Source organism: Streptomyces sp. 130, from assembly GCF_007096885.1.
In the GTDB taxonomy this organism is placed as follows: domain Bacteria; phylum Actinomycetota; class Actinomycetes; order Streptomycetales; family Streptomycetaceae; genus Streptomyces.
The window spans coordinates 215,535-241,402 of the sequence record NZ_VJNO01000004.1 but is presented as its reverse complement, the minus strand read 5'-3'; the positions used below and the strand labels follow the sequence as shown (position 1 = coordinate 241,402).

Sequence of the window (25,868 nt, the reverse complement as noted above, 5' to 3'; positions counted from 1 at the left end):
TCGCACGGCCGGGAAGAATGTAGCAGGGCGCCGCGACGGTCGCCTAACGGCTTTGAGTACGGGCCCGACGGCCGCGCAGGGCGGCGGCCAGCAGGGCCACGGCGATCCCGGCGAACGCCCAGGCTCCGAGGATCCACAAGGCGCCCGTGGTGTTGTTGCCGTCGAAGTAGACCGTGTTGCGGACGACGGTCGTCCCGGCGCCGGGTGGCAGGGCCTGGCCGATCGCGGCCCAGAAGGGCGGCAGCAGGGAGGCCGGGTAGACGCCGCCCGAGCTCGGGTTGCCGAGGATCGTGAAGATGAGGATGGTCAGGCCCAGCCCGATGGTGCCGGCCAGCGACTGCAGGGCCACGCCGACGGCACCGGAGGCGAAGACGACCAGGGTGCCGATGCCGACGAGCTCCCAGAAGGCGCCCGGCAGGCAGTGCAGCACGGGGCCGACGATGATGGCGCCGCCCAGGCCGGAGACGAAGGCGTAGGGCACCATCGCCGCGAGCCGCACGATGGAGCGCCGGAGCGTGGGGCGCTTGGATCCGGCCGCCATGTTCAGGGCCGAGGCGGCGAGGTAGCCGCCGATCGTCCAGCTGAGCACCAGGTAGAACGACGAGAGGCCCCGGGTGTCCCCCTCGGCGGGCGGCCGGATGTCGCGGACGGTCAGCGCCCGGTTCTGCGTACGCTCCACGGCCGCCACGACCTTCGCGGCGGCGTCGGCCGCCGAGGGACCGCCGGCCGAGGCGATGAGCAGCGTGTCGGTGCGCCCGGTCACCGCCACGATCAGCGCGGCGTCGGTCTTCCGCTCCAGCAGCCGGGTCCGGGCCTGCGCGCGGTTCTGTACGGCGGTGACGTGCACCGGGTCGCCGGGCAGTGCGTTGAGCCGGGCGACCAGGCTGGCCTCCACGGGGCGCGGGGCGACCAGGGTGATCGGGATGCGGTGGGGCTTCGGAGCGTGGAACGCCCCCATGTAGGAGAGGGCGAAGCCCAGTTGGAGCAGCAGTACGCCCACCATGACGAGGACGGCCCTGGTGGTGATCGCGTCCCGCATCTCCGCCCACGCGCCGACCTGCGCCGTCGAGCCCCTTGCATCCGCCACGTGACGTACCCGCTCTCAGCCGTGATTGACCGGTGCACCCGTTCCGCCGACATCCTCACGCCGGGCCCGCCCGTCACCGAGAGAACACGCATGGCCGATGCCGTAGGCACCCGTTCGGCCCAGCACCGCCGGCCGTGCGGGCCGGTCACTCCTGCCGTTCGAACCGGCGAGCGGCCCAGAGCAGGGCGCCCGCGCCGCTGATGAGGAGCAGGGCCGCCTCCACGGGCAGCGGGAGTGGGTGGCCGGCCCAGGTGATGCCGCCGGCGGCCGCGGCGTCCGGGGCCCGCAGGGCGATGCTGCCGCGGAGTATGTCGACTCCGTGGGCGAGCGGGTTCACGGCGGCCAGGGCGGCGATCCAGCCCGGCAGCGACTGAAGGGGGAAGAAGCCGCCGGAGATGAACAGCAGGGGCATCATCATCACGCCGAGCAGGGTGTGGAACGTCTCGGGTCTGCTCAGGCCCACCGCGAGGGTGAGCGCGAGGGCGGTGATCGTGAAGGAGATCAGGCTCATGCCGGCGAGGAGCAGCGCGAGGAGGAGCGGGTCGTAGGGAAGGCCGACGATTCCGGCCAGGCCCAGCAGCACTCCGCCCTGGATCGTGGCGACCAGGGTGCCGCCGGCGCAGCTGCCCAGGAGCAGGGTCGTACGGCTGACCGGGGCCATGAGGAGTTCGCGCAGATAGCCGCTCTGGCGGTCGGTGATCAGGCGGATGCCGACCAGGATGGCCGGGGTCTGCACCGTCATCATCAGCATGCCGGGGAACAGGTAGGTCTGATAGCCGACCCCCAGCGTGGTGTCGGGGATCAGCGCGGCGAGTCCGCCGCCCAGGATCATGAGGTACAGCACGGGGTGGAGCAGCATCAGCGCGGTGTGGGCGCGCTGGCCGGCCAGGCGGAGCAGGTCCCGGTGGATCAGGCCGTGGACCGCGCGCAGTTCGTGCCGCAGCCGGGACGGCCGCGTGCCGTCCCCGGTGCCGGTCGCGCCGAGCGGGAGGGCGGTCATCGGCCGCCTCCGGGCTGTGCGCCGTGGATGCTGCGGCCGGTGTGGTGGAAGAAGACGTCGTCGAGGGTGGGCGGGGTGGCGGACGCGGCGCGGACGGCGATGCCATGGCTTTCCAGGGCCGCGCAGAGGCGGGGAATCCAGGAGCTGCCGTCGGGCACCCGCAGACAGATCCCGTCGCCGTCCACGGTCACGGAGTGTCCGCGCGGAGCCATGCGGTGGACGACTCGGTGTGCTCGGTCGTCCTGGCTGGTGCGCAGCACGACCCGGTCGTCGCCGATGGCGGCCTTCAGCGCGCCGGGCGCGCCCTGGGCGACCAGCCGGCCGCGGTCGATGATGGCGACGCGGTCGCAGTTCGCCGCCTCGTCGAGCTGGTGGGTCGTGATGAAGAGGGTGCTGCCGTTCCGCTCCCGCAGGGCGTACAGGTGGTCCCAGATCTGCGCGCGGGCGTGGGGGTCGAGACCGGTGGTGGGCTCGTCCAGGAACAGCACGCCGGGTGCGTGCAGGAGCTGACGGGCGATTTCCAGGCGGCGCCGCATGCCTCCCGACAGGGTGCGTACGGGAGCGGACCGCCGGTCGGTGAGTCCGGCCACTTCCAGGACTTCGGCGGTGCGCCGGCGGACGTGGGCGCGGCGCATTCCGTAGAGGCGTGCGTGGATGCGGAGGTTCTGTTCGGGTGTCAGGTCCGGGTCGAGGGCGCTCTGCTGGAAGAGCATGCCGACGCGCTGCCGTACCTGGTGCGGCTGGGTGCGCACGTCGGCTCCGGCCACCGTGGCGTGGCCGGCGGTGGGGCGGGCCAGGGCGCAGAGCATGGCGATGGTGGTGGACTTCCCGGCGCCGTTGGGCCCGAGAAAGGCGAAGGTCTCGCCCCGGTGGACGTCCAGGTCCAGGCCGCTCACGGCGTGGGTGACGGTGCCCTTGGGCCCGGGGTAGCTCTTGACCAGGCCGCGGGTGCTGATGGCGTACTCGGGCCGGCCGGGGGCCGCGGGGGCGTGCTCGGGGGCGATTTCCTCGCCGCCGGTGTGAAGTCGCATCGGTCCTCACCTCTGGTTCGCCGGACGGTGGGCCGGTGCTAGGCGCAGCTGATGCCGATGCAGACCGTGTTGAGGACCGTCAGGAGGCCGACGCACTCGCAGGTGGCGGAGAACGCCGCCGCGTCGGCGCCGACCGGGTCGGTCTCGGGCAGGGCGTGGAGGTGGGCGAGGAGTTCGAGGTCCTGGGTCTGGATTTCCATGGTTCTCTCCTTCTTCTTGTGGTTCGGCGGCAGGTTCTCTGCCGCTCAGCCCGGCAGCTGGGCGAGCCAGTGCCGGGAGCTCGGGTGGCGGAGCCGTAGGAGGAAGGCCAGGATTCCGGCCGATCCGTCGCTCCAGCTGGTCGAGACGTCGCCGTACTCGTTGGGGAAGACCAGGTGCCGGTGCCGGCGGGCGCCTTCGGTGACGGCGAGGCGGCCCATCGCCTCGGCCATGGTGCGGTGGGAGGGCTCCCCCGTGGCGGCGCTCAGGTCGAGCAGGAAGTCGCCGTTGCCCGCGAGGCCGTGGCACTGGGACAGCGGGGCCCGGGGCGCGCGTTCGGTGACGGCGTGGGCGCTGCGGCGGGCGAGGTCGCCGAACCGGTCGTCGCCGGTGACCTGCCGGAGCCGTACGAGGAAGGTGCCGATGCCGGCCGAGCCGTGGCACCAGTACGGTGCGGTGGGTTCGTCGCCGGCCTGGGAGGGCCACTGGGCCGCCTCGCCGATCCGTACGGAGCTGCGCAGGAGGTGTTCGCCGGCCTCCACCGCGAGCCGCAGGTGGTCCCGGCGCCCGGAGGCGACCGCGCTGAACAAGAGGAAGCAGCCGATGCCGGCGGAGCCGTGCGCGAAGCCCAGGTACCGCTTGCCGGCCTCGCCGGGGACCGCTTCGGCGGGGACGGCCCAGCTCACCGCCGTGGGGTCGCGCCGTGCGGCGGACGCCAGCCGGTCGGCCGCGTCCTCGGCCATCGCGGCGAAGCGCGGATCACCGGTGCGCTGCCAGAGGTGGAGGGCGGCCATGCCGCTGCCGGCGGTGCCGTGGGTGATGTCGTGGTGGGGTGTGGGCTCCTGCGGGGTGAGCGCGAGGGCGAGGGCGTGGTCGACGAGTGCCTGGTCGGCGATGGCCCGGCCGGCTTCGTACAGCGCCCAGGCGGTACCGAGGTCCCCGAAGTGGAGGCCGGGGCGGGTGGTCTCGAGGCGGGTGCGGTCCGCGATCCAGTGGCCGGCTGTCGCGAGGAGTTCGGGCAGTCGGGGGTCCCCGGTCAGTTCGAAGTACCGGGTCAGGACGGCCAGGGGTCCGGCCGCCCCCTGCTGCACGGTGCACGGGTCGGTCTCGCCGGCCGCGGTGGACACGGGCCACAGGCGCCGTTCGTCCGTGGGGGTCAGGGTGTCGACCAGGTGGTTCACGAGCCCGGTGACGGCACGGTCCAGGTCCTCGTCCCGTGCCGTCCGCACCGGTGCGGTACGCGTGGGGCGGACGGTGTCCGGTCCGCGGAGGGCTTCGCGCGCCCGGCGGGTGTCCCAGCGGGCGGCGGGCTCGTCCCTCATCAGCCCGGTGATCATCTCCGCCACGGCGTCCGGGGGCCTGGCGGGTCCGGTGCAGGCGTCGAGCCAGGCGGCTAGCCGTTCCTCGCCGGTCCTGGTGGCGGGCTCCTCGGGGAGCAGGTTCGGCACCTTGCCGGCCAGGACGAAGCACGCGGTGGCGCCGAGGCTGTAGTAGTCGGCCGTCACGGACACCGGCGCGTCCCTCAGGCGTTCGGGGGCGCTGAAGCCGGGGGTGCCCACCCGGGTCGGCAGACAGGAGCCCGTCTTGTCGGCGGCGAGTTCCAGGTCGATGAGGCGCAGTTCGCCGTCCGGGCGGACCATGACGTTTCCGGGTGTGAAGTCGCGCAGGACGCAGCCGTGGGCGTGGGCCGCCGTGACGAGGTCCACGAGCCGGGCGATCATGGCCAGTGCCTCATGGTGGTACTCCGTGCCCCCGAGGTCGCGGAAGCGCTCGGCGACCCAGGTGCGCAGGCTGACGCCCGGGATCTCGCTCTGGGCCAGGAACAGGTGCCGGCCGTGCTCGAAGAGGGCGAGGGCGTCCGGGGCGAGCCCGGTGCCCTTCAGCTTGTCCAGCATCCGGGCCTCGGCGCGCAGCCAGTCGCGGACGTCGCGCCCGGACGCGTCACCCTCCACATGGGGCCGGGTCTCCTTGATGACCACGGGGGCGCCGGTGGAGACGTCGGTGGCCCGGTAGACGCCGCCCTTGTTGGTGTGCCGGATCGCCTCCCGTACCGCGAAGCGGCCGCCGAGCAGGACCGGGCCGCTCGCCGCCTCCGCCGCCGGGGGCGGAAGGGGCACCGTGGCGGGGAACGGGCAGACGGCCCACGGGGGCGGGGCGTAGCGGCCGCCGCGCTCGTCCTCCACCGGATTGCCGTCGGGGTCCTCGATGTACCAGATCAACAGGCCCTGGTCCGAGAGGCGTTGCCGCCCGGTGAAGGCGCCGTAGCGGTAATGCACCACGCTGTACGGGGCGTAGGGCTGGTCGGAGAGGATGCGGGGGCCCGCGAGTCCGGCCGTCGCCGCGTGCAGGTCGCGGGCGAGGCGGACCGCGTCGGCGTCCGAGCGCGGGTAGACCGTGATGAACTTTCCGGAGCTGCCCCGGGGCGTGGCGCGGGAGTTGAGGGTGCTCACCTGGTCGAGGGACCGGGCGAACTTGAACGCCGAGGTGTCCGGCAGCAGGATGTCCAGGGCCCTGACGAGGACCGTCGGTGCGGAGGCGGCCGTTGCCGACAGGTGGAGCTTCCAGCCCTGGTCGCGCCGGGTGGCCTGACGGGGGGCGACGCGGCACCATGCCTCGTCGGTCCGCGTGGTCCAGCGGTCGCCGGTGCGGGTGGCCTGAAGTGCTCGGTTCAGAAGGCTTACGAGTGCGGCTTCGGTCGCGTGACTCGTCATGTGGGGTGTCCCTCCCAACGGTGAGGACCGCTGGTCGGAAATTGCCCATGTCACGTGGGCAGGGAACGCGCCCCGGCTCGAATCACCTGCTCCAGCGAGCGTGGGGGATCGCCGCTGACCGGGTTCGGCGGCGCCCGGCGCGCGGGGAGGCGCACGTGCGGGAGCGGCCCCGGACGGCCGTCGGGCCCCCCGGCCGCCGCCCGGGGAGTGCGGCGTAGGAGGATACGGCTCATGGCGGAAGACGAACGGGGAGTCGGTACCGAGAAGACGGCCGACGGCGTGGTGCTGATCAGGGTCCGGGGCAGTCTGGACGGGTGGTCGGGCAGCGGCGACCTGTCGGCGGCGCTGACCGGTGCGGTGGCGGACGGGTGCGTACGTACGGTGGTGGACCTGTCCGGGGTGACGTTCGCCGACTCCGCGGCGCTCCACGCCCTGCTGGACGGTCTGCGGGAACACGTGGGGGCGGGCGTGCCGCTCGTCCTGGCCGGCCCGCTGCACTCCGGCGTGCGCAGGCTCTTCGAGGTGACGGGTACGGCGGGCGCGTTCCTGTTCGCGGACGACGTCGACGCCGCGCTCCAGTGCTGAGCGTGTCGGTCCGCCGGGGCGGGGGCGTATGCGCGTGGCGGTAGAAACGGGCGGGGACGGAGCCGACGGTGTGCTCTCGGCCGTTCCGCGGAACGCGGCGGCGGCGCGGGGCGTCGTGACCGAGCTGCTGGCGGCGCACTTCGGGGCCGCGCTCGACGGGTGGCCGGTCCACGTGGTGGACGACACGCTGCTGGTGACGTCGGAGCTGGTGACGAACGCGTTCCGGCACGGCGGCCGGCTGACCGCGTTCGAGGCGGAGATCACGGGTGCCGGGCTGCGCGTCACCGTGGGCGACGCCAGCAGCGAGAGGCCGGCGGAGCTGCCCGTGGCGGGGGCGCGGGTGCGGGCGGAGGCGCCCAGGATCGGCGGCTACGGCTGGCCGCTGGTGCGGCTGCTCGCCGACCGGGTCTTCGTCGATGTCCACGCGGACGGCAAGCGGATCACGGTGGAGATGGCGCTGCCCGGGCTGCCGTGACCGGGCGCACCGGGACGGCCTTCAGTCGGTCGTCCCGCCCAGTTCGTCCGGGCCTCCCGTCTCCTCGGCCCGCGGTGCGAAGAGGTGCCGTGTCCCGGTGATACGGAGCATCCGCTCCATGGACGCCGGCGGGTCGTCCAGGACGAGGGTGATCCCGCGCGCGGAGGTACGGCGGTGGATCATCAGGAGGGCGGCGAGCCCCATCGAGTCGCAGAGCCGGAGTTTCGCGCAGTCCAGGCGCAGTTCGGCCGGTCCGGGGCCGGCGTCGAGGCATGCCGTGGCGCGTGCGCCGAATTCCTCACTGGTGTCGTGGTCGAGGACGCCCGCCAGGCGCAGCCAGGTGGTCTTCTCGCCCGTTTCGACGGTGAGACGGAGGGGCGGGACGCTCATGCGGGTGCTCCGGGGTGTGGTGCTGCGGTGATGTCGGCGAGGGCGGCCCTCGCCCGCTCCAGCGGCCGGACGGCCCGGGGGAAGTCCTTGAGCGCGGCCGTCAGGATGTCCAGGACGGGCGGCAGGGAGCGGGCGGGGACGTGGCGGGCGGTGAGGATGTCGGCGGTCCACGTCATGAAGGTGGTGAACAGTTCGTCGTCGTCGGTGTAGATGGCCACGGTCAGGAACTCCACGATGTGCGCGATGTCCTCCGCGGTGCGCTCGCGCTGCACGTCCGTGTAGGTGGCCATGGCCGGGACCAGGTCGTCCAGCTGTGTCAGCACCTGCTTGACCAGTTGTCCCCGTGAGCGGGTGACCAGGGTGTACTCCTGGTCGGCCAGGTGCGGCAGGTCGTCGATCCGCTGCCGTACGTCGGCGGGGACGGGCGGGGCGAGGCCCGCGGCCAGCCGGTCGGCGGCGGCGCGTGCGTCGGGGGCCCAGGCGTTCGCGCCGAGCATGCGGGCGAAGCGGCCGTCGGGCCCGAAGGCCGCGCCTCCGGCGAGAACGGGCACGCCGACGGACTGGCAGGCGGTGATCGCCGCGTGGGCGGTGGGAAGCCGGGGGGGGAGGGAGGAGGAGAGGGCGACGGCGTCCGCGCCGGTGTGGTGGAGGTGCGCGACCAGGTGGGGGGTGGGGACCTGGGCCCCCAGGAAGTCGACCTCCCAGCCCCGCAGGGTCAGGACCTCGGCCAGCAGGCGGGCGGGCAGGGAGTGCCACTCCTGCTCCACACAGGCCACGGTGACCTTTCCGTACCGGGTCGTGGCGCGGGCCGCCGGGTGGTGGGCGAGCGCGGTGATCACTCGCTCGACGATGGCGGTGGCGGCGTGCTCCTGGGCCACGGTGAGGCGGTTGGCCGCCCACTCGGTGCCGACCTTCGCCTGTACGGGCGCGATGAGGTCCAGCAGCAAGGTCTCCGCGGGCACTCCGTGGTCGAGGGCGCCGGTGACGAGACCGGCGGCGGTGAACTCGTCGCGGTCCAGGGCTGCCGCGACGAGGAGCCGGTCGCGCAGTCCGGTCAGGTCGGCGGTCATGCGGTGTACCTGCCCCGGGTGTGCCCGTCCACCGCGCTGAGGTGGGTGGTCCGGGGAGCGGTGATCGCGACGACGGCCATGTCGTCGTGGCCGCCGCCGCGCACCCACTCGGCGGCGAGCATCTGGATGCGCTCGACCACGGCTTCCCCGGGCATGTCGGCGCACTCGGACAGCGCCCGCTTCAGTCTGTTCTCGCCGAACATCTCGTCGCCGAGCGGGCCGCCCCGGGCCTCGGTGAATCCGTCGGTGTAGAGCAGGCACGTCTCGCCGGGCCGCAGGACGGTCTCGGCGGTATGCGACTCGATCTCCGGCAGCGCGCCCACCAGGGTCCCCCGGGTGGGGATCTCCTCGACCCGGCCGTCGTCCCGTACCACCAGCGGTACGGGATGGCCGGCGGCCGTGAGGCGCAGGCGCACCAGGTGGTCCGTCCGCCGGACCGAGGCCAGGACCATGGTGGCGAAGCGGGTGTGGTGGGAGTTGAGGAGGGCGTCGTTGAGGAGCCGCAGCACCTTCTGGTGGTCGTCCGCCATGGGTACGAGCGCCTGCAGGGTGTTGCGGATCTTGCCGGTGAGCACGGCCGCGTCCAGCCCCTTGCCGCACACGTCGCCCAGGACCACGAGCGAGGCGCGGTCCCCGTCGCTACCGGCCGGGTGGACGTCGTAGAAGTCTCCGCCGACGCGCTCCCGGGCGGCGGCGGGCCGGTAGCCGCCGGCGAATTCGACGCCGTGGACGCGGTGCAGCCGGGGCGGCAGCAGGTCCTGCATCAGGGTGCGGGTGACGGCGCTCTGCTCGGCGTACAGACGGGCGGCCGACAGGGCGGCTCCGGCGCGCGCGGCGAACAGCCGGGCGACGGTCTGCTCGTCCTCGGTGAACTGGCCGCCGCTCCGCAGCAGGACCAGGGCGCCCGCCGGGACCCCCTGGCCGGGCAGGGGTGCGACGGCGACCGAGGTGATCGTTCCGGCGTATCCCTCGGGTATCACCCACGCGGGGAGCGAAGCGGGATCGATCCAGCGGGAGGGCACGGGCGGGAAGCCCCGGAGCGCTTCGTCCAGGCCCGGGACCTCGGACGGGTCGGCCGCGACGAGGCCGCGCTCGGTCTCCTGGCCGGCCACCGCGTGGGCCAGGGGCAGTTTGTCCCCCTTCGCGGGCGAGACGACGACCGCCGCCTCGGCGAGGTACTGGGAGGCGAGCCGGGCCGTCGCCGATACGCACCGGTCGGTGTTCAGCGAGGCCAGCAGGACGCTGGACGCCTCCGCGAGGAACGCGGTCCGTTCGCGTTCGGTGGCCAGCGCCTCTTCGGCGAGCCGGCGGTCGGTGTCGTCCACCAGCCACCACACCACGTCACCGGTGCCGTCGTGGCCGGGGTGTGCCTCGTAGCTGCGTCCGCCGATCCGGCCCGCCGTCGGCGGGACCGTTGCCGCCTGGGGTCCCGTGGCCGGGCCGGCCGCCGGAGCACGCAGTTCCCGGTCGGCCCGTGCGAGCCAGGCCGGGACCGTGCCGGCCATCGGCGCTCCTGGACGCGCGTCCGGGAGAAGCCGGGAGGCCGCGGGGTTCAGCCCGGTCAGCACCCCGTTCGCACTGCTCTGGATCACCGGGTACGGGGCCGTGGACCAAGGGCCGGATGCCGGGCGTTCGTCGGTTTTCGTAACGGGAGTTCCCTGGGGAGGAGCCATGAGGGGGGGCCGCCTGCGGCGGGCCGCACCACCTTCCAACTGGACGGACAAGCATTGCCTTGCGGCAACTATCACGCAGGGCCGCCCTCGATGGCAATCGACCCACCCGCCGTGAAGGTTACACAGCGTCACACTTCTACCGACCGGACACGTCTCCGGCACGCGGCTTTCACGGCGCCGTCACCGGTTCCCTGCCGCGGTCCGTCTCGTCCTGCACGAGGAGGGTGAGCAGCGAGGCCACCGACAGGCCGGCTTCCGCGGGGTGGCGCAGCACCTTGTCCGGTTCGATGCGGTACGTATTGGCGCGCCCCTCTCGCGTATGGGAGAGGTAGCCGTCCTGTTCGAGGTCGGCGATGATCCGCTGGACCGCGCGCTCCGTGAGCCGGCAGCGTGCCGCGATGTCACGGATCCGGACGGTCGGGTCCTCGGCGATGGTCGCCAGTACGCGCGCGTGGTTGGTGATGAACGTCCATCCGGTGTGGGATTCGGGTACTCCAGGCATGCCCTCCATCTAAGCGCGACCCCTTGCCCGACCTCAACTACATGACATACTTTTCGTGTATTCATTGTCATGGTGAGAGTCACAGGAGGCTCGGGGTGTCGTACGGCGAAGCGGTTCCGGCAGCACGCGTGAGCGGCGTCGGCGCAAGCAGTGCTCCCTCGGCGCCCGCGGCGCAGGCCGTGGTGACGCAGCACACGCGAGAGGGCGCACGGGTGGTCGCGGCGCACGGTGCCTGCGACGCGCAGTCAATCGCGCGGCTGGAAGAGGCGCTGACCATGGCGGCCTGGACGCATCCGAAGGTGGTTCTGGACGCGTCGGGGATCACCTTCGCGGATTCCTCGCTCCTGAACCTGCTCATCCTCATCCACCGGGCGGGCGCCCTGCGGGTGGCCGCCCCCCGTCCCCAACTCCAGCGTCTGCTGCGGATCACGGGCCTCGACGCGGTCCTGCACGTACGGGCAACGGTCGGGGAAGCGGCCGCCTGCTGAGCGCTGCGCCGCGGCCCGCCGGCTGCTCACCGGCGGGGCGCGGCGCGACCGGCTGGAGCTGTTACCAGCCGGCCTTGGCCGTGGTGTAGGCGTTGCGGCAGTCGGCGTTGGTGGCGTCCGCCGCGAGCTTCTCCATGGAGTCCGTCCAGATCCGCTTGGCCAGCTTTTCCAGGTCACGCGTCTCGGCGGGCACGTTCGGGGCGTACTTCTTGATCGTCGCCAGGGACGACTTGGCGAACTTGTTGCACACGGGTCCCGCCGCGTTCCGGTAGCGGGTGTCCAGGTCCGTGGCCACGGCCTGGCCGTTGGCGGTCGCCCAGCTGTTCCAGGCCGCGCACGCCTGCTCGGTGAACACCTGCTGGTCGGCCTCGCTCAGGCCGAGGACCTCGGCGAGCATGGTGTTCTTGGCCTTGTCCGGGACGGTGAAGTCGACGACGGGGAACTTGTCGAAGGTCTCCAGCAATGCCTCCTGACACGCGGGCGGCAGCGGCGCCGCCTGCGCCGGGGCCGGGGCGGCCAGCGCGGTCGCGGACAGGAGGACCGCGGTCAGCACGGTGCTCTTGGCGGTACGCGAAAGGTTCATGGGCGCAGTGCTCCTTGCACGAAGGGGGTCTCGTCGCGGGCGGCGCGTGAGCGCCGACGGCTACAGAACGATCACCGGCCTCCGCAGGTCACGGCTCCTGTACGCGGGCCGGCTCGCCGCCGGACGCCTCCCGGGGCCGGGCGGGTGCCGGCACCCGCGCCGTCGCCCGTCGCGGCAGCGCGTCCCGGGTGCGCCTGCGGAAGACCAGCAGTCCGGCGCACGCGGCGCCGGTGAGCCAGAGGAGCTGGATCGCGAGCCCTTCGCCGGCCGGAGCGTCGGAGAAGGCAGCGGACATGCTGGCCTGCACGGAGCCGTACGTCGGCAGGAACCGGACGACCGGGCTGTCCGAGCCGGAGCTGGAGAGCGGGTTCTGCAGGGCCACGTCGAGAATGCTGATCATGAGGATGGCGAACATCCCCTCCACCTCGCGGCGGAGCACCGATCCGAAGACCACTCCGAGTGCGCCGTAGGTCAGGGCGGCGAGGAACAGCCCGGCGGCCAGCACGAAGGGCTGCCGCGGGGCCCAGGCGAAGCCCGCCGCCGCCGTGGCGTACGCGGCGACGGCCGTGCAGACGAGGGTGAGCGCGGTGAGTTTGGCGAGGACGAGGTGATACCGGGGGTATCCCGCCATGGCCAGGCGGCGGTCGAAGGCTCCTCCGGTGAAGGTCGCCGCGAACATCATGAAACCGGCGATCAGGGTGACCGCGTTGAGCGCGCCGGTGATCTGGGTCAGGTGGTTGCCCGGCGGGGACAGGACCTCGCCGGTGGCCCGCAGCCGGAACGGCGCCGGCCGGCTGGGGATGGCCACGTAGGCCAGGCCGATCCACACGGGGATGTACACGACCACGAGCAGCATGGCGAACCGGTTGCGGGCGTGGCCGATCAGCGCGTAGCGGGACGCCGTGGCGAACAGGGACCAGTGCCGCCTCACGCCGCCGCCTCCGTACGCGTGTCCTGGCGGTGCAGGCGGCCGCCCTCCAGCCGCCACAGCGCGTCCAGCCGGCCGATGTCGTAGGCCAGGTGCGAGACGACCAGCACCGAGCGTCCGGCGTCGCGCAGGCTCGTCGCCAGTTCCCAGAAGCGCAGATAGGTCTCCCAGTCGAACCCCTGGTAGGGCTCGTCCAGCAGCAGGACGTCCGGATCGTGCATCAGGGCGAGCGTCAGGTTCAGCTTCTGGCGGGAGCCTCCGCTGAGGAGTCCCGCCCGCTGGTCGAGGTACTCGGTGAAGGCGAGGATCTCCATCACCTCGTGGGCCCTGCCGAGGTCCCGGAGACCGAACGCGTGCCGGAAGAAGTCGAGGTGCTGGCGGACGGTGAACGAGTCGTCCAGCACGACTGCCTGCGGGCAGTAGCCGAATCTGCCGCTGCGCCGCACCGTGCCCCGGTCCGGGCGGAGTTCACCGGCGAGGATCTTGAGCAGGGTCGACTTGCCGGCCCCGTTCTCCCCCACGATCCCGGCGAGAACGCCTGGTTCGAGCCGCAGGCCGACGCCCCGGAGGACGGCGTGCCGCCGGTAGGAGTGGTGCACATCGGTGACGTCCATCGCGCTGCTCCGTCGTGACTGGGCTTCCGGGGTGCGCCCGCCTGCCGCCGCCCGGGCGGCGACGGCTTCCGGCCGGCCGCGGACCCTCCGTCCGTGCTCAACGACCGTGTGGCGCCCCGGAAACGGTGCTCGGGGCTCGCCGTCCGGGCGGCGTCAACCCGGTGCGGCCCCGACCACGCGTGCGGCGGGTTCGCCGCCCGCCGACCGGCCCGGCGCGGACGCGGACGGCTAGCGTGGCGGGACACGGGCGCACCGGGCCGCGGCCCGGTCGGGAGAGGTCGGCGAGTGATGCGGAGAACGTGTGTGATCGGGGCGGGCCCTTCGGGGCTCGCGGCCGGCAAGGTCCTCGCCTCGCGCGGCATCCCGTTCGACTGCTACGAGGCCGGGTCGCGGATCGGCGGGCTCTGGCGCTACGGGAACGACAACGGGATGTCGGGGGTGTACGCGTCGCTGCACGCCAACATCTCGAAGGAGAGCATGTCCTTCTCCTCGCTGGCCATGCCCGCGGACGGGCCGGTCTTCCCCCATCACAGCCAGGTCCTCGCCTATCTGGAGGAGTACGCGGCCTCGTCCGGTCTGCACCGGCACATCGTGTTCGGCACCGAGGTGGTTTCCGTACGTCCCCTGGACGGCGGCGGCTGGGAAGTCGGCCATCGCAGGCGCGGGGACGCGGGCGCCGGGACCGTGACCCGGCGGTACACCGAGGTGGTGGTGGCAAACGGCCACCATTGGGACCCGCGTCTCCCGGACCCCGCCGTCCCGGGCGCCGAGGACTTCGAAGGCCTCTCCGTGCATTCGCACGCGTACCGCACTCCTGGGCCGTACGCCGGCCTGCGGGTGCTGGTCGTCGGCATGGGCAACTCCGCGTGCGAGATCGCCGCGGAGATCTCCCGCACGGCGGCGCGGACCTACCTGTCGGCACGTGACCCGGTCCATGTGTTCCCCAAAATGCTGCTCGGCCGGCCGGCGGACCACTTGGCCGTGAGTCCGCTCGCCGCGCTGCCACGCTTCGTCAAGGGTCCGGCGATGGCCCTGCTCCTGCGGCTGAGCAGGGGTGCTCCCCAGCGGTACGGGCTCCCCCGGCCGGCCCGGGGGCCGCTCGACACGCACCCTTCGTCGTCGGACGAACTCCTGGTGCAGCTCGCCCGTGGCGCGGTCACACCCAAGCCGGGGGTCAGCTCGTTCGGCCGGGACTCCGCGGTGTTCACCGACGGCAGCCGCGAGGCCGTGGACGCGGTGGTGTACGCGACCGGTTACTCCCTCTCCTTCCCGTTCCTGAGCCCGTCCGTCTTCGCCGCCCCCGACGGGCGTACGGACCTCTACCTGCGTACGGTTCCGCCCGGGCTGCCCGGGCTCTACTTCATGGGGCTCGCGCAGCCGGCCGGTGCGGCCTTCCCGCTGCTCGAGCCCCAGGCGGAGTGGATCGCCGATCTGATCGAGGGCACGGTCGCGCTCCCGGCGCCGGAGCGGATGGTCCGGGCGATCCGTCGCGAGCGCCGCCGCGATTCCGGGGCGTACGCGCCCACCTACCGGCACGGCATCGAGATCGAGGTCCGCGCCTACCGCAAGCTCCTGCGCCGGGAGCTCAGGGCGGGCCGACGCCGCGCTCGCGGCGCCCGCCCGGCGGACGCGTAGGGGGCGGGGGCTCAGTGCGGCGCGGTGGTCTCCGCCAGTTCCGCCACGGCCCGCTCCCACAGGTCCGGCAGCTCCCCGCCCAGGGCCAGTCCCCTGTCGACGACGACGGAGACCTCGGCCCACTCGCCGAAGAACGAGAGCCCGACGGCGAAGAGGTGCCCGGGGACGACCAGCGGCAGCAGGGCGGTCCCCGTCACCTGCGTCTCGCCCAGGCTGCCCCGGTGGGCGAGCGGCATCGAGGTGGCCATGACGTTCGCGACGCGGGGGGAGAGCACCCGGCGCATGTACCACGCGGTGGGGCGGGCCGGCATGTGGCGGACCAGGTCCACGATCGCCTGCCGCCACGCGGCGCCCCGCAGCTTCCGCGTCGCCGCCGTGACGTGGTCCAGCCGCCGCCGGGCCGCGCCCGGGTGCCCCGGCGCGATGTGCACGGGCAGTTCGAGCGGCAGGGCGAAGCAGCGGTTCCCCCAGGTCTGTTCCTCCTCGGGGCGGCGTGCGTCGACCGGGAGCACCGCCGTGGCCCGGGGCAGGGGGATGCCCGCCTTCTCGGACCAGGCCGCCAGCGCTCCGGCGAGCGCGGCGAGATGCGCGTCGTGCGCCGAGCCGCCCCCGGCGGCACCGATGCCGCGCAGGGTGTCCACCGGCACGCGTCCCCGGTACAGCCGCCGTTCCCCGGTCGGCGCGAATCCGGCGGCCGGGCGGTAGCGGCGTACGAGCGTCCCGGCCGCGAACTTCACCGCGAGCCGGAGGGCCGCGACCACCCGGCCGGGCACGGCGGAGCGGCGGCCGGGTGCCGGCACGGGGCGGCCCGACGGCTCTCCCTCGCCGAGCAGTGCCCGGAAGGCCATGGCCGCCGCCGAGCCGTCCTGGCAGGCGTGGCGGAGGCGGTAGCACACGGCGTACGCGTCGTCGGCGTGGCCGTGGACCAGCCAGATCCCCCAGTAGGCGCCGGGCGCGAAGGGGGCGTTGAGCGCGGCGTGCAGGGCGGCGTCCCATCCGTCGGGCCCTTCGGCGACGGACTCGTGGACGTGGTGCTCCAGGACGAAGTCCTCGTCCGGCTGCCAGCGCGGGCGCCGGCCGCCCGTCACCCGGCTCGTCATCAGGGGCACGCCGCGCAGGCAGTACGCGACGTAGGCGCGGAGGTCCGCGAGGGCGGGGGGCGGGCCGCTCAGGTAGGCGATGCCGCCGGTGTCCCAGCGGACGTCGGGGCGCGTCCGTTCCAGGCCGAGGAAGGCGCGGTCCACGGGGTGGACGCGCAGGTGTGCGGGGGCGCGGGACGGCTCGGGCGGGGCTGGTGGGGGCGTCTGCCCGCGGTGGCCGGCGGAGGGGGCGGCGGGCCGGGGCGGCGGGACGGGCGTGGTGGACGGCGACGACTGCGCCGGCGACCGGCCGGGAACGGACATGGGTGACGACTCCATCGTGACGGGTGCGCGCGGCGAGGTGCGCGGAGACGGGGTGCCGGGCGGCGAGCACGGCGCGCGGCGGCGGGTGCCCGCCGCGTGCCCCAGGATGACCACCGGCCACGCGGCCCCGTGACCGCCGACGGCACCGGACCCGGGTCTTCCCGGCGGGCCGCGCCGGTCGGCTGCGGCCCTCCGCGTACGGAGGCGGCGGCCCGACCGCCGTGCCGTTCCCGCGCCGTGCGACCGCGGGCCCCGCCGGTTCCCGCTTCGGGTCCCGTCCCGGGGTCTCCCCCGGGACCACCCGCAAGTTCCCCCGAAGGAGGGACGGGTGACGGGCTCGCACGCCCTGCGCACGCGGGGACTGACCCGGTGCGCGCACAGGCCGCGCCCCGGCGCCCGTGGTGCACGCGTCCGCACTGACGTGCGCGGCCCCCGGCGGGGGGCGTACTTCGTTCGGGTGAGCCGCCCGGATCGAGGTCTTCCGCTTCGCCCGCCGTCTGTCATGGTGTGCCGTGCGTCGACGATCAACGTGCTCGGGGAGGGCCGTGGAGCCGGCGGCGAGGCCGGCGTCGCCCGGAGTGGCGGTGCGCCGTTCCCGGTCGCCGCAGCCGTCCCGTGCTCCGCCGTAGGCGGCGGGCGCGGGCTGTCCCTTCCTAGCCCTTGGAGCCCTGGCCGTGCACGTAGCCCTCACCGGCGCCACCGGATTCCTCGGCCTGCGTCTGCTGCGTCGCCTGCTCGACACGCACCGGTCGGTGACGGTTCTCGCGCACGCCGGCTCGGGGGACGCTCTGCACCGCATCGTACGGTTCTTCGAACTGACCGGCTCCGCCCCGGCGTTCACCGAGGCACTCCCCGAGCGGCTACGGGTGGTGGAGACCGACCTGGCGCAGCCCCGGCTCGGGTTGCCGAAGCGGGCGTTCCACGAGCTGGCCGACACGATCGGCGCGCTCTGGCACAGCGCGGGAAGCATCAACCTGGAGGGGGACCTCCCCGAGCTGCGCCGGACCAACGTCGAAGGGACGCGGCACGTCCTGGAGCTGGCCGCGGCGGGCAGGCTGAGGCCCCGCGTGCACCACGTCAGCACCGCGTTCGTGGCCGGTGCCCGACGCGAGGGGGTGGCGTACGAGGACGAGCTGGACGACGCCTGCGGCTTCGAGAACGCCTATGAACGCTCCAAGTACGAGGCCGAGTTACTGGTGCACGACTGGGCGCGGGAGCACGGCCGGCCGGTCCTGGTCCTGCGGCCGAGCATCCTGGTCACCGACCTGCCGCCGCATCCCGAACTGCCCTCGCACCCGCTCCAGGTCATCGAGCGGATCCTGCGGGAGGCGCGCGACGCCACCGGTCCCGGGGGTGAGCGGGCCGGCGCCCCGGGCGTCCGGCCCCGCGTCCGGACGGTGGGGCATCCGCACGGCCGGCTGAACCTCCTCCAGGTGGAGCACGCGGCCGAGGTCATGGTGCGGCTGGCCGCCCGGGCCCCTGCGAGCGGGGTCGGCACGTACCACGTCGTCCATGACCGCGACGTCCCCGTGACGACGGTCGTGGACGTGCTGGAACGGCTCGTCCCGGTCTCGGTCGAGCTGGTGGCCGTCAGACCGGGCACGCCGACGGCCCTGGAGGCGCTGCTGGACTTCTACCCGGGCATGACCGCCTACCTCGCGCACCGGCGGCGGTTCGACGACACCCGGGTCAGAGCGCTGCTGGGTGCCTCGGCCGCGTCCGCCCCGGTGGGGGCCGACTACCTGTGGGCCGGCCTGGCCCCGCGCGCCCGGACGGTGCCCGGACCGCCGGGCGGGGCAGCGGGCCCGCGCTCCGTGCGCTGCGCCTGACCTGCCGTCGCCCGCCTCTTCCCGCTCTCCCCTTCTTCGTCACCTTCTTCGTCACCGTTGGAGCATCCCCGTGTCCGTCCTCGCAGCTTCCGGCTCCCCCGTGGTGGCCCGGGAGGTCTTCTCCCCCGACGAGATCGCCGCCTGCGCCCGGCGCATCCGTGAACCCGTCCATCTGGTCAGCGGTCCGGGCGGTGAGCGGGGGCTCGCCCTCGGTGCCGTGCCGCCGCCGGACCGGGTGCTCGGGACGCTGCCGCCGCTGTACCCGGAATGGCTCGGCGGCCGTACGTTCTGCGAGGCGCACGGCGTCCGGTTCCCCTACGTCGCCGGCGAGATGGCGAACGGGATCGCGACCACGGCCATGGTGGCGGCGATGGCGCGGGCGGAGATGCTGGGCTTCTTCGGCGCGGGCGGCCTGGCGTACGCGGAGGTGGCACGGGCGGTCGACACCCTCGCCGGCGAGCTGGGCGCTTCGCGGAACTGGGGCGTGAACCTCATCCACTCACCGGCCGAGCCGGAGCTGGAGCGGCGCGTCGCCGAACTCCTGGTGCGCCGCGGTGTCCCCGTGGTCTCCGCGTCGGCGTACATGGAGCTGACGCCGGCCGTCGTGTGGTGTGCGGCCCGGGGGCTGCGCCGGGGCGCCGAGGGGACGGTGGTCCGGCGTACGCGGATGTTCGCGAAGGTCTCGCGGCCCGAGGTGGCGGAGAGGTTCCTCTCCCCCGCTCCCACCGGCCTGCTGGAGCCGCTCGTGGCCCAGGGCCGGCTGACGCGGGAGGAGGCGGAGCTGGCGGCGTGCGTGCCGGTCGCCGAGGACATCACCGTGGAGGCGGACAGCGGTGGGCACACCGACAACCGGCCGCTGTCGGTTCTGCTGCCGAGGATCGCGGCGCTGCGCGACGCGGTCTGCCTGCGGTACGGCTATCGCCGGCCCGTCCGGATCGGCGCGGCGGGCGGCCTCGGCACACCCGACGCGGTGGCCGCCGCCTTCGCCCTCGGGGCGTCCTACGTGGTGGTGGGGTCGGTGAACCAGACCGCTGTCGAGGCCGGCCTGTGCCCGGAGGCCAAGGCCATGCTGTGCGAGGCGGACATCGCCGACGTGGCGATGGCGCCGGCGGCCGACATGTTCGAGCTGGGCGTGAAGCTGCAGGTGCTGTCGCGGGGGACGATGTTCGCCCGGCGGGCCGGCCGGCTCCACGCGGCGTACCTGGCGCACGGCTCGCTGGAGGAGATCCCGGCCGCTCTGCGGACCACGCTCGAACGCGGCGTGCTGGGCGCGTCGTTCGACGAGACCTGGCAGCGTACGCGGGAGTTCTGGGAGCAGCGCGACCCCGCCGAGATCACGCGGGCGGAGGCGGACCCGAAGCACCGGATGGCCCTGGTCTTCCGCTGGTACCTGGGCAGTTCGAGCCGCTGGGCGATCGACGGGCAGGCGTCACGGCGTGCGGACTACCAGATCTGGTGCGGGCCTTCGATGGGGTCCTTCAACCGGTGGGTCGCGGGCACGCCGCTGGCCGATCCCGCGAACCGGACCGTGGTCGGGATCGCCCTCCACCTGCTCGAAGGGGCCGCGGTGCTGACCCGGGCCCATCAACTGCGCACGCACGGCATTCCGTTGCCGCCCGAGGCGTTCAGGTACCTGCCGTGCGAGGCGGCATGAGCGGCCCGGGCGTCCCGCGGCCCGATCTCCGAGGAGACCAGGTGTGTGCCTCCGCGCTCAGCCGCGATCCCGTCGCCGTGGTGGGGGTGGGTGCCCTGGTGCCCGGTGCGACGGACGCGGCCGGTTACTGGCGGCTCGTGACCGGCGGGCGGGACCTGATCACCGAGGTGCCGGCGACCCGCTGGCGGGTCGAGGACCACTACGATCCGGACCCGGCGGCCCCCGACCGGACGTACGCCCGCCGGGGGGCCTTCCTGCCGGAGGTCGGCTTCGACCCGATGGCGTACGGAATCCCGCCTGCTGTCCTGTCGTCGACGGACAGCTCCCAGCTGCTCGCGCTGATGGTCGCCGACCAGGTACTGGCGGACGCCGGGGGCAGGGAGCGGCTGGACCCGGACCGGACCGGTGTGGTCCTCGGCGCGGCGGCCCTGGAACTGCTTCCGCACATGTACGCGCGGACGCACCGCCCGGTGTGGCTCGCCGCGCTCCGCGAGAGCGGGTTTCCGGAGGCCGACGCGCAGGCGGTGTGCGACCGGATCTCGGCCCGGTTCGAGCCGTGGCGCGAGTCGACGTTCCCGGGGCTGCTGGGCAACGTCGTCGCGGGCCGGATCGCCAACCGGTTCGACCTGCACGGCATCAACCACACCACCGACGCGGCCTGTGCCAGTTCGCTGGCCGCCCTGTCGACGGCGGTCGGGGAACTGGCGCTCGGCCGGGCGGATCTGGTGATCAGCGGGGGTGTGGACACGGGCAACGACGTCGGCATGTTCCTGTGCTTCTCCAAGACGCCCGCGCTGTCCCCCAGCGGGGACTGCCGGCCGTTCTCCGCTGCGGCGGACGGGACCATGCTGGGCGAGGCCGTCGTCATGTACGCCCTGAAGCGCCTGTCGGACGCGGAGCGGGACGGCGACCGCGTCCACGCGGTGATCCGGGGCATCGGCACCTCGTCCGACGGCCGCGGCACCGCTATCTACGCACCGCTGCCCGAGGGCCAGGCGCGGGCCCTGCGGCGCGCCTACGAGGAGGCGGGTTACGGGCCGGAGACGGTGGAGCTCGTCGAGGCGCACGGCACCGGGACCAAGGCCGGGGACACGGCCGAACTGACGGCTCTGAACGAGGTGTTCGGGGCGTCCCGGCGCTCGGAGGGGCAGTACGGGCAGTGGTGCGCGATCGGTTCGGTCAAGTCCCAGATCGGCCACACCAAGTGTGCCGCGGGTGCGGCGGGGCTGCTGAAGGCGGTCATGGCCCTGCGCCACCAGGTGCTGCCGCCGACGGTGAAGGTCGAGCGGCCCAACCCGGAGGCGGCCCGGCCCGACGGCCCGTTCTACGTGAACACCGAGACGCGTCCGTGGGTACGGCCGCCGGGCCATCCGCGCCGGGCCTCGGTCTCCAGCTTCGGGTTCGGCGGCAGCAACTTCCACGTCACGCTGGAGGAGTACGTGCCGTCGGGCGGCGGGGCCCGGACGGCACCGCGCCACCGCTCGGCGCCGAACGAGCTCGTCCTGTTCAGCGCCGGCTCCCCCGGCGAGCTGGTGCCCCCGCCGGCGGACGGGGCCCGCCCGCTTGTTGCACTGGCCCGGGAGAGCCAGGCGTCCTTCGACCCCGCCGCACCGGTGCGCCTGGCGGTCGTGGCCGCCGACGCGCAGGAGTTGCGGGAGAAGTACGACCGTGCGCTCGCGCTGGTCGCACAGCGCGGGGACGCGGCGTTCGCCGCGCCTTTCGGGGCCTGGTACGCGTGCGGGGAGCCGGCTCCCGGCCGTATCGGTTTCCTGTTTTCCGGCCAGGGTTCGCAGTACGTCGGGATGGGCGCCGGCCCGGCCATGCTGGTCCCGGCGGCACAGGCGGTGTGGGACGGCCTGGGTGGCACCGCCTTCGACGGGCAGCCGCTGCACCGGGTGGTGTTCCCGCCGCCCGCCTTCGACGACGGGGAACGGGCGGCCCGGCAGGCGCTGCTGGACGCCACCGAGTGGGCGCAGCCGGCGCTGGCGGTGCACGCGATGGCGCTGCTGGAGGTGGTGCGGGAGCTGGGGCTGCGCCCGGACTGTGTGGCGGGGCACAGCTTCGGTGAGCTGACCGCGCTGCACTGCGCGGGTGTGCTGGACGCCGGGGCGCTGCTGGGCCTCGCCCGGCGCCGTGGCGAGCTGATGCGGGATGCGGCGGGTGTGCCGGGGGCGATGCTGGCCGTGGCGACGGACCGTGCCCGTGTCGCGCGGGTGCTGGCCGAGGGGGCGTTCGGGGACGTGTGGCCCGCGAATCACAACGCGCCGCGCCAGGTGGTCCTTTCGGGCGCGGCGGACGCCGTCGCACGCGCCGGGGAGGCGTTCGCCGCCGAGGGTGTGACCACCCGGCGGCTGGCCGCGTCGACCGCCTTCCACAGTCCGGTCGTCGCGCCCGCCGCGGAGCCGCTGGCCGCGTACCTGCGGACGGTGCCGCTGGTGGCGCCCGGGATCGAGGTCTACGGCAACGCGGACGCGGCACCGTATCCCGCGGACCCGGAGGAGGTGCGCCGCCGGATCGCCGGCCACCTCGCCTCGCCGGTGCTCTTCCAGGACCAGATCGAGGCCATGTACGCGAGCGGGGTGCGGACGTTCGTCGAGATCGGCCCGGGCAACACGCTGACCGTTCTGGCCGGTCAGATCCTCGGTGACCGGCCGCACACCGCCGTCTCCCTGGACGGCGCCGGCCGGAACGGAACCGGCGGCCTGCACGCGGCACTCGGCGAGCTGTCCGTGCGCGGTGTGCCCCTCGACCTCGGCGCTCTCTGGGCGCCCTACGACTCGCCCGAGACCTCAGCGAAGGAGCGCGAGCCCCGAATGACGGTGAAGATCAGCGGAGCCAACCACGGTCAGCTCCCCCCGCCCCGCGCGGCGGCCACCCGGCCGCACGGTGAGCCGGCGCCCCGGCCGCGTCCCCCGCACGTACCCGAGTCCGAGACCCAGGCGGCCCCCATGCCCGCGTACCTCCCCTCCCCGGCGCCCGTGCCCGCACAGGCCGCGGAGGCCGTCACCGCCCCGGTGTCCGCCCCCGCGCACGGGACCTCGGGGCTCCACGACCCGGATCTGTACGCGGCCGTGGACCGGATGCACCGGCAGACGGCGGAGGCCCACGCGGCCTGTCAGCGCATGCTGGTCGACAGCCACCTGGCGTTCCTCCGGATGACCGAGACGAGCATGTCCGCGATGCTCGGCGTGCCGCTCGCCCAGGACGCGCCCGTCCTTCCGGCTCCCACGGCACCGCTGCCGCTCCCCCGCCCTCCGGCGCCCGCGCCGGTGGCGGTGCCGGGGCCGGCTCCCGCGTTCGCCCCCGCACCGCCGGCCCCCCTCGCCCCCGAGCCCGAGCCCGCCCCGACCACGCCGGCACCGGCCGCGGCAACGGACGCCGAACCGGCCGACGACGCCGCGCCGCGGTCCCTCTCGCCCTCGGAACTGCGGGACGTCCTGCTGTCGGTGGTGGCCCGGCTCACCGGTTACCCGGCCGAGATGCTCGACGTGGACATGGAGTTGGAGGCGGATCTGGGCGTCGACTCCATCAAGCGCGTCGAGATCCTGTCGGCCGTCCGCCGCGAGGTGGGTGACCTGGCGTCGGGGGACGTCGGGCACCTGGGCCGGCTCCGCACGCTGCGCGAGATCATCGACGCGCTGGTCACGGGCCCCATGCCCGTGGGGGCGCCCGCCGCCGTCGCGGAGAGCGGCGCTGCGGAGGGCGCCGGGTTTCCCGTCCCCGACGCCCACGGCGGCGAGGAGGTACCCCTGACCCGGTTCGTGCCGCGCCTGGTGGAGGCGCCTGCCGGCGGTCTGGTGACGGCGGGGCTGCTGGACGGGCCGGTCGTGGTCACCGGTGAGGGCCCGGACGGGTGCGGACTGACCGGTCTCGTCGCCCGGAAGCTGGCGGAGCGGGGCGTGGACGCCACCGCCGTGGCCGAGGTGCCCTCGGGCGCGCGGGCCGTCGTCCATCTCGGCGCGCTGACCGCGGCCGGTGCTCCGGACGAGGCGAGGGAGGTCCACCGTTCGGCGCTCCGCGCGGCGCGCACGGTGGCGGCGCGGGCGGCCGGGGGCGATGCCGTGTTCGTGGCCGTGCAGGACACCGGGGGCGACTTCGGGCTCGACGGCCGCAGCGGCGAACGTGCCTGGCTGGGCGGGGTCGCCGGGCTGGTCAGGACGGCGGCCAAGGAGTGGCCGGACGGGTCGTGCAAGGTCATCGACTGCGAGCGGGGCGGCCGGGACGACGAAGCGGTCGCCGAGGCGGTCGTACGGGAGTTGCTCGAAGGGGGTGCCGACCCGGAGACCGGTCTGCGGGCCGACGGTTCACGGCTCGTCCCGCGCCTGCTGCCCGCCCCGGCCGAGCCCTCCGGTGAGGTCCGGATCACCTCCGCGTCGGTGATCGTGGCCACCGGCGGCGCCCGGGGGGTGACGGCCGCCGCCCTGCGGGACCTGGCCAGGGCCCACCGTCCGCGGATCGCGCTGCTGGGCAGGACCGACCCGGACGCCGAGCCCGAAGGGTTCGGCGCGGCGGCCGACGAGCAGGCGCTCACCCGCCTGCTGGCCCGGCGTGCCGATGAGGCCGGGACGGGCGCGTCGCCCGCGCGGATCGCGGCCCGGGCGCGGGAGATCCTGGCCGCGCGCGAGGTGCGGGCGACGCTGGCGGCCCTGGAGGCGGCCGGTTCGCCCGTGCGGTACGTCCAGGTGGACGCCCGTGACGGGCAGGCCCTTGCCGCGGCCCTGCGCGAGGTCCGTGACGCATGGGGTCCGGTCACCGGCCTGGTGCACGGTGCGGGGGTGCTGGCCGACAAGCGGATCGCCGACAAGAGCGACGAGCAGGCCGAGTCGGTGATGTCCACCAAGGTGGACGGTCTGCGGGCCCTGCTGGCGGCGACGGCGGACGACCCCCTGGACACGATCGTCCTGTTCTCCTCGGTGGCCGCCGTGTTCGGCAATCCGGGGCAGTGCGACTACGCGATGGCCAACGAGGTCCTGCATCAGGTGGCGTCGGCCGAGCAGGCCCGCCGCCCCGGCTGCCTGGTGCGGTGTGTGGCCTGGGGGCCTTGGCAGGGCGGGATGGTCACCCCGTCCCTCGCGGCGCACTTCGGCCGGTCCGGGGTGCCGCTCATTCCCCTGGCGCGGGGAGCCGCCGCCTTCACGGCCGAGCTGGCGGGCCCGGCCGGTGAGCCCAGGGTCGTCCTGGTGTCCGGGGACGACCCGGCGGCCGTCGCACCGGCCGGCGGTCCCGCCAGGGCGCAGGTCCTCGTCCGCGCCAACTCGCTGCCGCAGCTGGCGGACCACGCGCCCGCCGAAGTGCCGGTGCTGCCCGTGGCGATGGCCCTGAACTGGTTCGCGGGTGCCGGCGCGGCGTGGCTGCCGGCCCCCGGCCCGCTCGTCGTACGGGAATTGCGGGTGTACCGGACGTGCGCCCTGCCCGGCCTGGCGGGTGGGGGCCACCGGCTCACCCTGCTCGGCAGCCGGGGCGCGCCCGGTGCGCCGTCCGGGCTGGAGGCCGAACTGCGGGACGAGGACGGTGCGGCGTACTTCCGGGCGGTGCTGGACACCGGGGGCGGCCGGCCGGCCCCGGACGCCTGGGCGGCCCCCGAGTCCCTGAAGCCGCTCGGCGCGGCCGGCCCGTACGAGGGGACGGCCCTCTTCCACGGCCCCCGGTTCCGTGCGCTGCGTGCGGTGCGGGGCGTCTCGGAGGACGGCGCCGAAGCCGTCGTCGTGGGTCTGCGCGGACTGGACTGGGCAGGCGGTCACTGGGCGCTGGACGCCGCAGCGGTGGACGGCGCCCTCCAGCTCGCCCTGCTCTGGGCCGAGGCGGCCCTGGGGGCCGGGACGCTGCCGATGGCGGTGGCCGAGTGCCGGGTGCACCGGCGCGGCCCGGTGGACGGCGAGGTGCGGTGTGTGGTGCGGGGGCGGAAGGCGCATGCCACGGGCGCGCGGTGCGACGCGGCCCTGATCGACGCCGACGGAGGTGTCCTGCTGGAGCTGACCGGCGTGGAACTCGTCCGCCGCCCTTCCTGACACC

21 protein-coding genes are annotated in these 25,868 nt (G+C 74.4%); 8 read left to right on the top strand and 13 right to left on the bottom strand.

All coding sequences use genetic code 11. The annotated features are described in order from the left end of the window. Positions 1-43 precede the first annotated feature (43 nt). The 5 genes from FKN01_RS06060 to lanL form a co-directional block, all read right to left on the bottom strand. Positions 44-1,039 (bottom strand): DUF3533 domain-containing protein, encoded by a 996-nt coding sequence (locus FKN01_RS06060; protein ID WP_143617241.1) that lies wholly within the window; start codon positions 1,037-1,039, stop codon positions 44-46. Between the two features lie 193 nt (positions 1,040-1,232). Further along, entirely contained in the window at positions 1,233-2,087 is an 855-nt protein-coding gene (locus FKN01_RS06055) for an ABC transporter permease (RefSeq protein ID WP_143617174.1), read from the bottom strand. Next, a complete protein-coding gene (locus FKN01_RS06050) occupies positions 2,084-3,118 on the bottom strand; it encodes an ATP-binding cassette domain-containing protein (protein WP_143617172.1) in 1,035 nt (344 codons plus the stop codon). Before FKN01_RS06050 ends, FKN01_RS06055 begins: the two co-directional genes overlap by 4 nt. Before the next feature lie 38 nt (positions 3,119-3,156). Next, a complete protein-coding gene (locus FKN01_RS32460; protein ID WP_185992761.1) occupies positions 3,157-3,318 on the bottom strand; it encodes a VenA family class IV lanthipeptide in 162 nt (53 codons plus the stop codon). A 45-nt stretch (positions 3,319-3,363) separates the two neighbouring features. After that, positions 3,364-6,027, bottom strand: a complete 2,664-nt coding sequence (lanL, locus tag FKN01_RS06045; protein ID WP_143617170.1) for a class IV lanthionine synthetase LanL — start codon at positions 6,025-6,027, stop codon at positions 3,364-3,366. A gap of 231 nt (positions 6,028-6,258) precedes the next feature. Here lanL and FKN01_RS06040 point away from each other — a divergent pair, with 231 nt between their 5' ends. Then, positions 6,259-6,612, top strand: a complete 354-nt coding sequence (locus FKN01_RS06040; RefSeq protein ID WP_143617168.1) for an STAS domain-containing protein — start codon at positions 6,259-6,261, stop codon at positions 6,610-6,612. 70 nt (positions 6,613-6,682) lie between these two features. Next, complete coding sequence (locus FKN01_RS06035) at positions 6,683-7,087, top strand: ATP-binding protein (RefSeq protein WP_143617166.1); 405 nt, start codon at positions 6,683-6,685, stop codon at positions 7,085-7,087. Between the two features lie 21 nt (positions 7,088-7,108). On the opposite strand, the gene FKN01_RS06030 is transcribed toward FKN01_RS06035, so the two are convergent. From FKN01_RS06030 to FKN01_RS06015, 4 genes are all read right to left on the bottom strand, one after another. Then, positions 7,109-7,477, bottom strand: a complete 369-nt coding sequence (locus FKN01_RS06030) for an STAS domain-containing protein (RefSeq protein ID WP_143617164.1) — start codon at positions 7,475-7,477, stop codon at positions 7,109-7,111. Continuing rightward, on the bottom strand, positions 7,474-8,547 hold the full coding sequence (locus FKN01_RS06025; protein ID WP_143617162.1) for a B12-binding domain-containing protein: 1,074 nt from the start codon (positions 8,545-8,547) through the stop codon (positions 7,474-7,476). The genes FKN01_RS06030 and FKN01_RS06025 overlap by 4 nt, the downstream gene beginning before the upstream one ends. Beyond that, positions 8,544-10,220, bottom strand: a complete 1,677-nt coding sequence (locus tag FKN01_RS06020; protein WP_398931201.1) for a PP2C family protein-serine/threonine phosphatase — start codon at positions 10,218-10,220, stop codon at positions 8,544-8,546. Before FKN01_RS06020 ends, FKN01_RS06025 begins: the two co-directional genes overlap by 4 nt. A 169-nt stretch (positions 10,221-10,389) precedes the next feature. Continuing rightward, entirely contained in the window at positions 10,390-10,722 is a 333-nt protein-coding gene (locus tag FKN01_RS06015) for a helix-turn-helix domain-containing protein (RefSeq protein ID WP_143617159.1), read from the bottom strand. Between the two features lie 95 nt (positions 10,723-10,817). Between FKN01_RS06015 and FKN01_RS06010 the strand changes: the two genes are divergently transcribed. Beyond that, the gene (locus tag FKN01_RS06010) at positions 10,818-11,210 is read left to right on the top strand and encodes an STAS domain-containing protein (protein WP_143617157.1); all 393 of its coding nucleotides are present in this window, start codon (positions 10,818-10,820) and stop codon (positions 11,208-11,210) included. A gap of 61 nt (positions 11,211-11,271) precedes the next feature. Here FKN01_RS06010 and FKN01_RS06005 read toward each other — a convergent pair whose 3' ends face one another. From FKN01_RS06005 to FKN01_RS05995, 3 genes are all read right to left on the bottom strand, one after another. Continuing rightward, positions 11,272-11,793 (bottom strand): hypothetical protein, encoded by a 522-nt coding sequence (locus FKN01_RS06005; protein ID WP_143617155.1) that lies wholly within the window; start codon positions 11,791-11,793, stop codon positions 11,272-11,274. A gap of 88 nt (positions 11,794-11,881) precedes the next feature. Then, complete coding sequence (locus FKN01_RS06000; protein WP_143617153.1) at positions 11,882-12,724, bottom strand: ABC transporter permease; 843 nt, start codon at positions 12,722-12,724, stop codon at positions 11,882-11,884. Continuing rightward, the gene (locus FKN01_RS05995) at positions 12,721-13,335 is read right to left on the bottom strand and encodes an ATP-binding cassette domain-containing protein (RefSeq protein WP_143617151.1); all 615 of its coding nucleotides are present in this window, start codon (positions 13,333-13,335) and stop codon (positions 12,721-12,723) included. Before FKN01_RS05995 ends, FKN01_RS06000 begins: the two co-directional genes overlap by 4 nt. A 303-nt stretch (positions 13,336-13,638) precedes the next feature. Here FKN01_RS05995 and FKN01_RS05990 point away from each other — a divergent pair, with 303 nt between their 5' ends. Next, on the top strand, positions 13,639-14,970 hold the full coding sequence (locus FKN01_RS05990) for an NAD(P)/FAD-dependent oxidoreductase (protein ID WP_260696794.1): 1,332 nt from the start codon (positions 13,639-13,641) through the stop codon (positions 14,968-14,970). An 11-nt stretch (positions 14,971-14,981) separates the two neighbouring features. On the opposite strand, the gene FKN01_RS05985 is transcribed toward FKN01_RS05990, so the two are convergent. Further along, positions 14,982-16,373 (bottom strand): wax ester/triacylglycerol synthase domain-containing protein, encoded by a 1,392-nt coding sequence (locus FKN01_RS05985; RefSeq protein ID WP_143617147.1) that lies wholly within the window; start codon positions 16,371-16,373, stop codon positions 14,982-14,984. On the opposite strand from FKN01_RS05985, the gene FKN01_RS33000 reads away from it, so the two are divergent. The 4 genes from FKN01_RS33000 to FKN01_RS05970 all read left to right on the top strand — a co-directional run bounded on the left by FKN01_RS33000 (position 16,372) and on the right by FKN01_RS05970 (position 25,864). Then, complete coding sequence (locus FKN01_RS33000; RefSeq protein ID WP_260696793.1) at positions 16,372-16,506, top strand: hypothetical protein; 135 nt, start codon at positions 16,372-16,374, stop codon at positions 16,504-16,506. The genes FKN01_RS05985 and FKN01_RS33000 overlap by 2 nt on opposite strands. A 541-nt stretch (positions 16,507-17,047) precedes the next feature. Next, positions 17,048-18,202 carry an SDR family oxidoreductase gene (locus FKN01_RS05980; RefSeq protein WP_185992759.1) on the top strand — a complete coding sequence of 385 codons (1,155 nt, stop codon included), beginning with the start codon at positions 17,048-17,050 and terminating at the stop codon, positions 18,200-18,202. 70 nt (positions 18,203-18,272) lie between these two features. Further along, positions 18,273-19,856, top strand: coding sequence for a PfaD family polyunsaturated fatty acid/polyketide biosynthesis protein (locus FKN01_RS05975; RefSeq protein ID WP_143617143.1), 1,584 nt, complete (start codon positions 18,273-18,275; stop codon positions 19,854-19,856). Between the two features lie 41 nt (positions 19,857-19,897). Further along, complete coding sequence (locus FKN01_RS05970) at positions 19,898-25,864, top strand: type I polyketide synthase (protein WP_260696792.1); 5,967 nt, start codon at positions 19,898-19,900, stop codon at positions 25,862-25,864. The last annotated feature ends 4 nt before the right edge of the window (positions 25,865-25,868 follow it).